11 protein-coding genes and 2 pseudogenes are annotated in these 12,659 nt (G+C 38.2%); 10 read left to right on the forward strand and 3 right to left on the reverse strand.

Annotated elements, in window-relative coordinates; genetic code table 11:
- The first annotated feature begins 330 nt into the window (after positions 1 to 330).
- The 3 genes and pseudogenes from KNP72_RS06770 to KNP72_RS06780 all read left to right on the forward strand — a co-directional run.
- On the forward strand, positions 331 to 537 hold the full coding sequence (locus tag KNP72_RS06770) for a hypothetical protein (RefSeq protein ID WP_029596469.1): 207 nt from the start codon (positions 331 to 333) through the stop codon (positions 535 to 537).
- A gap of 158 nt (positions 538 to 695) precedes the next feature.
- Positions 696 to 1,079 (forward strand): hypothetical protein, encoded by a 384-nt coding sequence (locus tag KNP72_RS06775; protein ID WP_214719580.1) that lies wholly within the window; start codon positions 696 to 698, stop codon positions 1,077 to 1,079.
- A gap of 195 nt (positions 1,080 to 1,274) precedes the next feature.
- Positions 1,275 to 1,403: pseudogene (locus KNP72_RS06780) on the forward strand (ATP-binding protein); the annotation flags it as partial.
- 378 nt (positions 1,404 to 1,781) lie between these two features.
- Here KNP72_RS06780 and KNP72_RS06785 read toward each other — a convergent pair.
- The 3 genes from KNP72_RS06785 to KNP72_RS06795 form a co-directional block, all read right to left on the reverse strand.
- The gene (locus KNP72_RS06785; protein WP_029336184.1) at positions 1,782 to 2,174 is read right to left on the reverse strand and encodes a FixH family protein; all 393 of its coding nucleotides are present in this window, start codon (positions 2,172 to 2,174) and stop codon (positions 1,782 to 1,784) included.
- A gap of 770 nt (positions 2,175 to 2,944) precedes the next feature.
- Positions 2,945 to 4,282, reverse strand: coding sequence for a murein hydrolase activator EnvC family protein (locus KNP72_RS06790; RefSeq protein WP_029336183.1), 1,338 nt, complete (start codon positions 4,280 to 4,282; stop codon positions 2,945 to 2,947).
- Between the two features lie 307 nt (positions 4,283 to 4,589).
- The gene (locus KNP72_RS06795) at positions 4,590 to 6,131 is read right to left on the reverse strand and encodes an N-acetylmuramoyl-L-alanine amidase (protein ID WP_081828362.1); all 1,542 of its coding nucleotides are present in this window, start codon (positions 6,129 to 6,131) and stop codon (positions 4,590 to 4,592) included.
- A 384-nt stretch (positions 6,132 to 6,515) separates the two neighbouring features.
- Between KNP72_RS06795 and KNP72_RS06800 the strand changes: the two genes are divergently transcribed.
- From KNP72_RS06800 to KNP72_RS06830, 7 genes and pseudogenes are all read left to right on the forward strand, one after another.
- On the forward strand, positions 6,516 to 7,190 hold the full coding sequence (locus tag KNP72_RS06800; protein WP_029595508.1) for a thioredoxin domain-containing protein: 675 nt from the start codon (positions 6,516 to 6,518) through the stop codon (positions 7,188 to 7,190).
- Positions 7,187 to 7,606 (forward strand): disulfide oxidoreductase, encoded by a 420-nt coding sequence (locus tag KNP72_RS06805; RefSeq protein ID WP_029336179.1) that lies wholly within the window; start codon positions 7,187 to 7,189, stop codon positions 7,604 to 7,606. Before KNP72_RS06800 ends, KNP72_RS06805 begins: the two co-directional genes overlap by 4 nt.
- 420 nt (positions 7,607 to 8,026) lie before the next feature.
- Entirely contained in the window at positions 8,027 to 8,365 is a 339-nt protein-coding gene (locus KNP72_RS06810; RefSeq protein WP_029336177.1) for an ArsR/SmtB family transcription factor, read from the forward strand.
- Positions 8,366 to 8,388: 23 nt separating this feature from the next.
- Positions 8,389 to 9,330: a cation diffusion facilitator family transporter gene (locus KNP72_RS06815; RefSeq protein WP_029336176.1), complete on the forward strand. Its 942-nt coding sequence runs from the start codon at positions 8,389 to 8,391 to the stop codon at positions 9,328 to 9,330.
- 124 nt (positions 9,331 to 9,454) lie between these two features.
- Positions 9,455 to 10,270, forward strand: a complete 816-nt coding sequence (locus tag KNP72_RS06820) for a ZIP family metal transporter (protein ID WP_029336175.1) — start codon at positions 9,455 to 9,457, stop codon at positions 10,268 to 10,270.
- Between the two features lie 321 nt (positions 10,271 to 10,591).
- Positions 10,592 to 11,485, forward strand: a pseudogene (locus KNP72_RS06825) (arsenic resistance protein).
- Positions 11,486 to 11,697: 212 nt separating this feature from the next.
- The gene (locus tag KNP72_RS06830) at positions 11,698 to 12,549 is read left to right on the forward strand and encodes a cation diffusion facilitator family transporter (protein ID WP_029336174.1); all 852 of its coding nucleotides are present in this window, start codon (positions 11,698 to 11,700) and stop codon (positions 12,547 to 12,549) included.
- The last annotated feature ends 110 nt before the right edge of the window (positions 12,550 to 12,659 follow it).

The raw sequence follows: 12,659 nt of genomic DNA on the forward strand, positions 1-12,659 counted from the left end.
GGCAAGTCCTTTTTCTTTTCTAAAATAGGAGTGCAGAGTTGTGTACGTTTCCGTTGCACACTTCTGCACTCCTATTTTGCATTACACAATAACGAAAACGAGATGGTTCGTGTGTGAAAATTGGACGTTGTTTTGGTCTGTCTCATAAGAAGATTGTTTGATGAAATGGTAGAAGTGACAACATAGTTTGTTTATTGAAAATGACCATGATTTCTAAACAAGCCCTAGGGCTTGTTTGAAACAACACCAGGGCTTACGTGAAATAAGCCGAGATGTTGATTGCGTGGATGCGAGGTATCATGAGGCTATCAACAGGAGAGGATGATTCAGATGGACAGCTACCAACTAGATCAACAGACGATGGACGAGATGACGGAGGTATTGCTTCGACGCCTTCCGGACCGGCTCCAAGAAGATTTTGACGACTTAAAACTTGTGAGCATGGATCTTCTTTGTGATGTGAAGGAAGGAGAACGCTTGACCCACCTCACCGTCTTTTTCAATACCAATATGATTCGACGGAATCGTCGTACATAAGAACAAAAATATTTGTATACATGTATACATGTAGATTTGTATACGCGTATACATGTATACATTTTTTAAAGTCTTCATTTCTGTAGGTTCATGAACAAGGACTGAACTGGCTCTGGACGGGGAATCGTTTTAGAGAGGACCAGAAGGGGGGAGACGTGATGGACGAGCGGATACTTGATGACTATGCGTTCGATGGATTGGATCCGTTCGTCCGGACCGTGTTCTCGGAACTGATGGAACATCCCGAGTGGATGCGTGTTGTCGACAAGGAACATTGCGTCGAGAAGGTCGTCCGGTTTGATGACGGACGGAACTCGCCTTACTTCCGGGTGGTGATCTATCTGGATGCAGAAGAGCGTCCGATTAAGATCGTATATCTATATGGGACATGGGTGGTGGGGAAGGGAGACGTCAGTTTTGTGGTCTCAGAGCTCTCCAAGGGTGTATTCGAATATGAGGTGATGCATGTCCAGTGGCTCATCAAGTATCGCTTCGAGGATTGGGGCGTGTCTGAAGACGGGGCATGGGAGAAGGAATGGTAATCCGGGCTCATGCGTGAGCGTCTAACGCCTTATGGCGAAGTCGCTCATCGCACCGCTGCCCCCCTGACGGCCCGATAACAAGAGCTGCTGGCTCACCGCCGCATCTCTATGTTCCTGGCCCTTTCTAACGGGAGGCACGGAGCGTAAGGGCAACGTCAAAAGCAAGAGCGTGGGCGCGTCTAACGCCACGCGGAGTGGCATTCGAATCTAGGACAGGCCCAAATCGCGGACGCAATTCTCGACAGGATCGTACACGACTCCTATAAAATCCTGGTCGATGGCGAAACCTCAATGAGGGAACACCACGGGCTAGGGATAAGCTAAGATCTTGGCCATCGATGAGTCGATGGCCTTTTTCTTCATATTGACTCGCTCAGTCGTCCGCACTAGTGGCTCTCTGTATCCGCAATACTCAGCAGGACAAAAAACGCATCCTTCGAGTTTTTGAGGATGCGTTTGAGCAATGTGACTCTATTTGACTCGCGTTTATATTCCTACATATAAGCATACAACTGATGGTAGTTTCCAAGGTGGAGCGACGGAATGGACGTATCAGACATTGGAGCGGAAAGGATATATCATAAAATTGGTATTTTTCGAGCATATATCACAAGGTTGATGTTGTCGCGCGATTCAATAAAAACGAGTTTTTTCATCATGGATTAGCTCGTCTATATTATTAATTGTAATAATTAAAATTTATTATTTTACTAATATTTCGTTTTTGGGCATAGAATGATAGCTTCTTGCTGTCGTATGTGAATATATAAAGTATTTACCGGGCTCTTCAAAAATATAAGAAATTACATACAGTCCGTCTTGTTGATAATTGGCTTCAATTTTTTCGTGTTGGCTTTCCTCTTGGCCTTCTTTCCATATCTCGAATTCAACTTTATCCGCATCGTCTACTTTCTCGTTTCCTTGAGAAACAGTTGCTATAAGTTCAATAACTTCGTTTGCTTTTACTATTTCAGGATCTGTTTTAAATTGTACATCAATTAATTCTGGAATCACTTCAGGTCCATTATTGCTTACTGTACTTCCACAACCAGATAATACTAACAAAACAATCAACAGTGAAAAAAACCTTGCCATCTTTTTTCTCTCCTTTAAACGATTTAATATTAACATACACGAAAATGTGATGTATTGATTATTACATTAAAAGTGACCTGATCATGCAATCTTATTAGCTATCGAGCATAGACCCCATGTCACTTTTAAGGTTCAAGACTTTATAGAGCGTCGTATGCTCGATTGGTTTACTTTTCTATATAAAAAATAAAGAAATGTACATTTTATATATTAAGTTCAATTTTATATATTAAGTTCAAAAGATATTAATTGAACTTAATCCAAAAAGTTGGATCATGAAATAGATCATCTGGTGACTTCGACAACCTAGGTTTGAATTTGGACCTTCATATCCGTAAATTTATCATCGACCGTTAGACACGGCCTTAGTAACCTAAGGTTCGTCTCGACGTATATTGCCAGTTGAAGGTCATCAAAGGAGAGAAGAGTCTGTACTTCAAGATTGAATCGATTAAAGATTGTCTACCCATCCATATCGTTTTTAATATCTACATAGTGAATGTGTATGTCGCACCTGAGATTGTATTCCCCAGGCACTCGTAGGGGGGTGGGGGCACGAACGAAAGCTCATCCTAACTTTCTGAAGTTTTTCTTGCGAGTCAGTTAGCGTTTGGTCACCGAGACTTTAAAAGCTTTCGGACATAAAAATCGCCCCATAAAAATTAGATTATCAGGTCCAACTTTTACGGGGCATCTAATATTCTGTGGTCTAAATATTAAGTGATTTACTGAAGTAATTATATAGTGTTAAACAATTTCGCCTCTGAAATTCAGAAAAATTGGGATGGGTTGACTGTATTCCCTGCACTTGTAGCTGAGTACGAATAGTTTCCTCGATGGACTTCAAAGTGTAAATGAGAACCGGTCGAATTTCCGGTACTCCCCATCGCACCGATGTTCTGTCCTCGGGTCACACGTTGTCCGGCGGAAACGGACAATGAGCTCATGTGAGCATAAAGGGTAGTCCAAACTTGACCGCCTATGACATGCGTAATGATGACATGATTTCCATAAGGTCCACCCCAGCCTGCTCGAGTTACAGTTCCTGTTTGAGCAGCCATAATAGGAGTTCCTACTGGTCCAGCTGTATCTAGTGCATTATGGAAGCTGTAGCCATTGGCCCCGCCTGCTGGACCCCATCCTTGGGTTACGATACCTGAGGTTGGACGTTGAAAAACTCCGCCACTTGTTGGAGAAGCGAGTGAATCCGTAGTCTTTGAAGTGTTTACCACTTTCTCAGAGTTTGGTGATTTTTCGAGAGAGGCTTTATTCTCGCTGATTTCATTTTTTTCGGCACTTTTTGCTTCTGCAGCTTTACGCGCAGCCTCTTTGGTACGAATTTTAGCTTGTTCTTCAAGCCTTTGGGCTTCAATCTCTGCTTGAATTGATTTTTCTTGTTCTTGAAGCGTCGATTCCATTTGTTGCAAGCTTACCAATTTAGATGTGAACTGGATTTTTTCGGCCTCTAATTTTTTTATTTGAGCAGCCCGCACTTTAATTTTGCCGTTCAATTTTTTCTGACTATTCTCTAGCTCTTCTTTTTGACTAATAAGCTTATCTTTTTCAGTGTCCAATTCAGCTTTAGCAATTTGAAGCTTATTTTTTGTTGATTGATATTCTTTGAAAAGTTCTTGATCATTTTCTTGAATCGTCCCTGCGGTGATCATGCGTGAAACCAGATCACCAAAGTCTTTTGAACCAAAAATAAATTCAGCCCAGTTTATAGAAGAACCACCGTTTTTTTGCATCGTGACCATGCGTTCTTCCATCAATGTCTTTTGAGAGCTCATTTTTTTCTGGAATTCTTTAATTTGAGTTTGAATCTGAGCAATTTTCTTTTGGGTTGTCCGAATTTCAGCCTTCTTCTGGGTGACCTCATTGATAATATCCTGTAACTCGGATTCCAAGTCATTCAGTTTCTGTTCTTCGAGTGTGATATCTTGTTCACGCTGCTGAATTGACGTATTAGCTTTACGTTGCTCTGTAGAATTTTGCGCTTGCTTCTGCTGGATATTTTTTTGTTTTTCAGTCAAGTTTAAAGCGTAAGAAGGGGATGCGCTTTGAACTAACATAACACCAAGTAAAGTTGAAGCTATAATTTTTTTCATGGTAAACAATGTTGTTGCCTCCGTAACTTATCTCTATTATAAAAAATGCGTTGCTGGATAAAAGTATTCGTATCATGATTAAAACTCGAACCGGAATCATTGTATCAATATTACTTCACCATCTATATTTCTATTTCTTTTCATTTCTATGTCAGTTGTTCTTTTGAGTTTATTGTCATTCGAGTATATCAAGAGAAATACTTATAATGCCATTTTGATGAGGAAATGAATGATGACCACTGAATTTAGGACATTTTGTCTCAAATTCAGTGGTCAAATCGTTTGTTAGTATTTGTTTGGTGTTTATTTAGTAGTAACTCTTCATAAATTTATCAATTCCTTTGGCGGTTGCTTTGATCATGTTACTTCCCGACATATAGGAGCGATCTACTGAGTTAGCAATAAAGCCATATTCGATGAGAGTAGAAGGTACCGTGTTTCTTCCTACCACATAGACATCTTGTCGCTTAACGCCTCGATTTTTAAAATCTGGAACGTTCATGGCGATTTCTTGATTAATTACTTCACCTAATCTGCGGCTAGCGTTCGCATATGGATTTGTGGTGTACGCGCTAGAAGTAGGGACGAGTGCTTCATGACCTGTAGCGAAAGAAGGTGAAGAATTAATGTGGACGCTTATGAAAGCGTCAGCATCAAGCCTTTCTGATAGATTGGTCCGCTCAACAAGTGACAAGTATCTATCATTTGAGCGCGTTAGTTTCACTTCATAAAGCTCATAGTTTTTCTTTAGTTCGTCGGCCACACGATTAGCAATGTTTAGGGTGAGTACTTTTTCTTGAACTGTACCGTTTGAAGTCACTGCACCAGCATCTCCCCCACCGTGTCCAGCGTCAATTAAAATCACGTGTTTGTTAGCTGGAATCACCGGTGATTTTATAGGAGTTTTTCCGGTAAATGGTTGCACAAAACCAGATGATACGTAACCGACTTGATTGTTATATCGCACCTTGTACCAACTGGCGCTTTTCGATATGACAGAAATCGAAGTGCCTGAGGGAATTGTTGTCAAAATAGATCCGTAACGACTCGCTTGGTTACGTAAATTAAGATTTTCGATAGTAATATATGTTGGATAAGTGGATAAAGAATCCCCCGGTGCCACTTGCACTATATAATGTCGAGCAGGTGTGAATCCTGTAATACCGTTATACATAACTTTTAACCAAGAACCCGTTGTGCCCGATTTTCCTAGTACAGTCACTTCAGTAGATGCTGGAATCGTAATAAGGACCTTTGAGTTCACTAAAGACATGCTTGAGCGAATCTCGGTCGTTTGCTTACTTCGTGACTTCATAGCCGAGGGCGATATGGTTACATACTGACTTGCCACATAGCCTTGAGTCCCATTGTATGATACTTTATACCAAGGGCCTGAGGCAGCATGGTACATTAGTGGGCTGGACTTTGGGATAGTCATTAAAACGGGTGATTTGACAGATGGGCCCTTACGCAGATTTAGTGAAGTTTTAGTTTTATATATTGTGTTTATTGAACTGACTGAATTTTTAGGTATAGGTTTTGGCGTCACGTACTTCGTTGAGACATAACCGATTTTTGAATTAAATGAAACTTTAAACCAGGATTTATCTTCTCCATATACACCTATCTTCTTAATGGTTTTTCCTTTTGGAATCGTCAAAAGGACTTTGCTTTTTGAAGAGAACGAGGAACGCAAATTCAAATTTTCAGTTGTTATGAATAGAGATTCCTCTGCATGTACGACGTTTAGGACGTTAACACTAGTTAAAAGCTTAAAGGGATAGAAAAAAGAAGTTAATAAAGCCAAGGAAATTACTAAGCTTATTCGAAATTTATGTTTAGACTTCATAATAGACTCCTCATATGTAGTTTTTTTGGTTGTAAAGACCCATGAATGGTTTTTTACTATCTGTATGGTACTTATCCTTTAAATATTAGTCATTCTATGCAACGATTATTGGCTTTCGTCTATCTACAGTTAAAAGTTTTCTTGCCCTGTTTTAAAATGCACTATTATTAAGGGGAATAGACGTATTTTAAGAAATAAATTGGCCCTCCTTTCATCTGCATAAAAGTTTAGTTGCATGAATGTGTTAGAATGTAACTTGTTTGACTCATAGATTTCGTTTTTAGAAGTCCATGGATTCAATGTTGAAAAACTAAGGATACTCTAGTATTTTTAGCTATAATTCTGATAAAAGAAATAACGAATTTATAAAAGAGGTGAATTGTTTTGAAAACTAATCAACTATTGACTATTTTTACATCCGTATTAGTAATTGCAGTCTTAGCTTTTTTATTTTTAAATGATCAAAGTTCCGAAAAATCAAAGACTAAAATTGTTCAAGATGAAAAGATATCAGTTAATAATCAACCTACAATAGGTAAAAAGGAAGCGCCGATATCAATTGTAGAATTCGGAGACTATAAATGCCCTTCGTGTAAAGAGTGGGGTGAAACAATCTATCCTCAACTTGTAAAAGATTACATTGAAAGTGGGAAAGCTTCCTTTAGTTACATTAATGTTTTGTTTCACGGAGATGAGTCCACTTTAGCTGCCCTTGCATCAGAATCTGTTTACAAAAATCACCCAGAATCATTTTGGCAATTTCACAAAGCTATTTATGAAGCTCAACCTGACGTGCAAATACACGATAATCCATGGGTTACGGTGGAGAAAATGGAAGAGATTGCGACGAAGACTGTCCCTTCTCTAGATTTAAATAAATTTAGAGAAGACCTATCAAGTCGTTCTTCTAGATTAGAATCAGTTAAAATGGATGCGGCGCTCGTAGAAAAATACAATGTTACACTGACCCCGACGATTGCAGTTAATGGGGTCATCCTTGAAAATCCATTCGACTATACCTCTATAAAAAAACAAATTGAAAAGGAGCTAACCCAATGAGCGCTTCAGTAATAAACCGATATGGACTGTACCTCGCCTGGGTTGTTTCAATTACTGCAGTACTTGGAAGTCTATATTTTAGCGAAATTCGTGGTTTTATACCTTGTGAACTCTGTTGGATTCAACGTATCTTTATGTACCCAATAGCTTTGATTCTTGCAATTGCAGTTTTCAGAGAAGATAGCTCAATCAAATTTTATGTTCTCCCTTTATCAATAATCGGATTCTGTATCTCTTTTTACCACTATCTTGTACAAAAGGTGCCCGGCTTTTCGGAAGTCAGACCATGTGAACAAGGAGTTTCCTGTAATGCACAGTACATTGACTGGATGGGTTTTATCACAATTCCGTTTTTAGCGTTGACCGCCTTTTTTCTGATTACAGTCATTCTTGGACGAATCAGTACCAAACAGTAGTTTTTGATTTGGATTTGAAAAATGAAGAACTAATTGTATCAAATTGGTATGCTTACTAAAAAACAGCTTTGATTTAGAAAAACATGAAAAGCTTTTTGAAGTTGGAAAATAGATTAGACAATACCCAGTAAATAATTCAATTGACGTTTTCTTAAAACGTTAGTGTACTATATTGATTTTTTGAAAAAGCGTGACTACCTATCGAGTATGAGATCTAACTAGCTCTCTAATAGGTAGTTTTTGTATGGCTAAAAATAAGAAATAATCGCAAAACCAGAGAAAGTATCTCAAATCTTCAAGTATGTAGAGCTGATAGAATAAATGTTTTTTAAATTAAGTGTTGACGGCACAGCAAAAGTCTAATAAGTTATATATGAACATATGAACATGTATAGTTATCATGAGCGGAGGTACTGACTTATGGATGAACCGATTGAAGATACTACAGAAAATGAAATAGAAATAGGGGCGCAGATTGACGATGAGACTCTATTTATTGTATCTCAGACGTTCAAGGCACTTAGTGACCCGACAAGAATTAAAATATTAACCCTGCTATGCACAAAGGAACATTCGGTCAACGGAATAGCTGATCTTCTTAACTTAAGTCAATCAAACGTGTCTCATCAGCTACGTTTTTTAAAAAATCTTCGACTTGTCAAGTTTAGAAGAGAAGGAACTACTCTATTTTATTCAGAAGATGATCACCATGTCATGAACTTACTAAGACAGGCGATTGAGCATGCGAAACACCACTAAATATAGTAAGGAGAGTTAATCTTATGGCACATAATCATGCACATGATCATTCTCATACCTCTAACAAAAAGATTTTGATCATTTCATTCTTTATTATTTCGGCATACATGGTTGTAGAGGCGATTGGAGGGTACCTTACAAATAGCTTAGCACTTTTAGCGGACGCAGGTCACATGCTTAGTGATGCGGCTTCGCTCGCTATTGCATTACTTGCCTTTAAATTAGGTGAACAAATAGCGAACAATCGTAAAACGTTCGGATATAGACGCTTCGAGATTCTAGCAGCTGTTTTAAACGGGGTCACACTCATACTGATTTCCATATATATCTTTTATGAGGCCATCAATCGATTTATTCAACCACCTGAGGTCGCATCCGTAGGAATGTTAATTGTTAGCAGTATTGGCCTTGCTATAAACCTTCTTGTTGGATGGATTATGTTAAGAGGTGCAGACGTAGAACATAATTTGAATATGCGAGGTGCTTATCTACATGTTGTAAGCGATACGTTGGGTTCAGTCGGTGCAATACTGGCAGCGCTTCTTATCATGGCATTTGGATGGAACTGGGCAGATCCGCTCGCAGGAATCATTGTAGCGGGACTTGTTTTACGAAGTGGTTATTTCGTGACGAAATCCGGATTGAACGTATTAATGGAAGGTGCACCACAAAACGTTGATGTCGAAAAGGTTCTTCAAGTCATTCACAACAAGGAGGGGGTACGGAGTATACACGACTTTCATCTTTGGAGTATCACAAGTGGAATGAATGCACTCTCATGTCATGTTGTCGTTGATGGTAATTTACAAATCTATGACAGTGAGAATCTACTTCAAGAAATTGAACACGATTTAGCACATCTGAACGTTCAACACTCTACGATTCAATTCGAAACTCTTTCTCATCCTCACAGCGATGAATTGCTTTGCAAACTGAAGGTAGGGGAAGTAGTACATCAACATTAAAAAAATCACCTGTTGAGTAGGATTGACAATCAAGAGGAGGAGACAGCAATGCTGATTTTGGATAATAGTTACTTAATTTTGAGCATGTATAGAAACTCGATTTTTGGCAACGGAGTTTTGATAGATGATTGAATATATTTCTTCGTTAGAACCCCTTACTCAAGCATTGCTGGGTACTTTATTCACTTGGGGGATGACGGCGCTTGGTGCCGCGTTAGTGTTTATGACAAAATCAATGAATCAAAAGCTAATGGATGGGATGCTCGGTTTTGCTGGAGGAGTAATGATTGCCGCTAGTTTTTGGTCATTACTCTCACCTGCAATTGAGATGGCGGAACAAGATTCTCTTCCGGCGTGGTTACCAGCTGCAATCGGTTTCTTACTTGGAGGATTCTTTTTATCAGGTGTTGATAAAGTGATTCCACATCTGCATCCCACTTCACCGATGGATGAGGCTGAGGGTATAAACCCTAAGAAGAGAAAGCGGAGCACGTTACTGGTGTTAGCAATAACATTGCATAATATTCCAGAGGGACTTGCCATAGGCGTTGCATTTGGAGCAGTTGCAGCAGGATTCCCTTCATCATCAATCACGGGAGCTATCGCGCTGGCAATCGGAATCGGCATACAAAATTTCCCTGAGGGTGCTGCTGTGTCAATGCCATTGAGACGAGATGGATTATCTCGTCGTAAAAGTTTTTTCTATGGCCAGTTATCTGGTATGGTTGAACCGTTCGCGGCGTTGGTAGGAGTAGTAGCAGTACTCATAATGGAGCCTTTACTTCCGTTTGCGCTAAGCTTTGCTGCAGGAGCAATGATTTTTGTTGTAGTGGAGGAGGTAGTCCCAGGATCTCAAGAAAATGGAAACAAGGACTTGGCTTCTGTTTGTTTAATGTTTGGCTTTACAATCATGATGATTTTAGATGTGGCTTTAGGCTAAAATAATTATTTTTTTAATGGTTATCACTTTATTTTTTGACTGATATATATTCAAGATACTAACTATATTCGGAAGTGTAAATAATGAGCCTTAATTATATTTACTTTCAGTCGGTATTTTTACTGTTGGATAAATAAAAATACTAGAAGAAAAAATATAAAACCTCTTGCCCTGGCAATTAAAATCGTGGAGTTATCTATTTCATTCTGAAATTTCCTGAAAATTTTGGGGGTGATTTTGATAGAGAAGGAAAGCAAATTCGGAATTCAAGTGCTAGAGAAGGTGGAAGCCCACCAAGTCAGTATATACATCATTTTTTTGATGTTGGCAGTAATCTTTGGTCTATTGAATACAGAAGCTGTATATCTCGATATTTTTATTTCTCCCCTTTTAGGAGTTTTGATGTATGGGATGTTCGTTCAAATTCCGTTTCTGAAATCGAATGGATCTGCTACAAACATGAGGTTTGTGGTAGCTCTTTTATTAGGAAATTTTGTTGCCGTTCCTTTAATAGTTTAGGTTTTGGTTATCATATTTCTTCAAGATTCATCACTAATGCTGGGGGTGTATTTGGTGTTGTTAACACCGTGCATCGACTATGTGATTGTTTTTACAAAGATGGGAAAGGGAAACGAATCAATATTGTTAAAAGTAACACCGATTCTTTTAATTTTACAGACGATACTCTTACCCATATATTTATTCGTATTATTAGGAGAAAAGGCTATTAGTATCGTTAGGATGGGTCCATTTCTAGATGCATTTCTATTTTTGATTTTTATACCGCTTCTATTAGCGATAATGACACAATTGTGTTCTAAAAAGAGTTCTTTAGGTAATCGTATCATGAAAATGCCGCCATGGATTCCCGTTCCATTTATGTCTTTTGTACTTTTTGTGGTAGTTGCCTCTCAAATTAGGGAAGTGTATAGTGACCTCGGGACATTAATAGATGTAATACCAGTTTATATTTTATTTCTACTTATCATACCATGGGTGTCAAAGTCCCTTGGTAAGTTGTTCAAACTAGATATTGCTTCAAGAAGAGCAATTACATTTAGTATGGGAACAAGGAATTCACTTGTAGTTCTTCCATTAGCATCTATATTACCAGAGCCCCTATCAACACAAGTAGCTGTAGTGATCATTTTACAGACCGTTACCGAATTGTTCGGAGAAGTCTTATATATAAAATTAGTGCCTAAATGGTTCTAACAAATTAGATACATGTATTTAATTTCGCTTTCAAAAATTACGTCCTTCGATTGTTTATTAAAATATTAAGAACTGCGCTTAAGTTCTCAAGTATGCGTTGTTTACAATCAATAGGCAAAGAAATTTATTATATTGCAGAACGCTAGAGACCAGTATTATTCTAACAACTAACCTTTTTAAGGATGGACTACCAAGTGAGGAGAGATCGAACAATGGCGAGTACTGATAAGGCATCAAAAAATATCAAACTAGCATTTATAATTAATCTTGTTTTCTCGATTGGTGAATTTATCGGGGGATTTTTGATTAATAGTGTTGCAATCATGTCGGACGCCATTCACGATTTAGGTGATGCTCTTGCATTGGGCCTGTCCTGGTTCTTACAAAAATTTTCGAACAAAAAACCCGATCATAACTTCACTTTTGGATATAATCGTTTTTCCCTTTTAGGAGCATTAATAAATGCGACAATATTAATAATTGGATCTGTATATATTTTTACTCAAGCAATTCCTCTACTGTTTGAACCGGAGCATTCTAATGCACAAGGAATGATTTGGTTTGCAATTTTTGGTGTGCTTTTAAATGGTTTTGCGGCATTCCGTCTACACAAAGGAAAATCAGTAAATGAGGGAGTACTATCTTGGCACCTTTTAGAAGATGTTTTAGGTTGGATTGCCGTTCTTGTAGTAGGGATAGTTTTACTCTTCAAGGATATACATATACTTGACCCCATCCTATCAATTGCTATTGCGTTGTTTATATTAGTGAATGTGTTTCGTAATTTAGTTAAAACAATGAAAATACTTTTAGGTGCTGTCCCTGATGGTATTGACATCGATGAGGTGAAGCAAAAGATTGAAGGTATTGAAGAAGTGATTTCTGTTCAAAACCTATATGTCTGGTCAATTGATGGCGAAGATAACGCCATGAATTTACACTTAATAGTAGAAGAGATGAATCTAAAGGATTCAACTATTGTTAAACAAAAAGTCAAAGAAGTGACTTCAAAACTAGATATTAAACATTCTACAATAGAGTTAGAATCAAAAAAACACAACTAAAGAAATAAGTCATCCTTGCACCAAATCCACACTGAGGTTCGACATATGAGTAAAAATTCTATACTTCATACCGTCTGATACCAATAAATACTTTTCTACGTGCAAGGAAA

Source organism: Exiguobacterium sp. s152 (genome assembly GCF_018618335.1).
GTDB lineage: Bacteria > Bacillota > Bacilli > Exiguobacteriales > Exiguobacteriaceae > Exiguobacterium > Exiguobacterium chiriqhucha.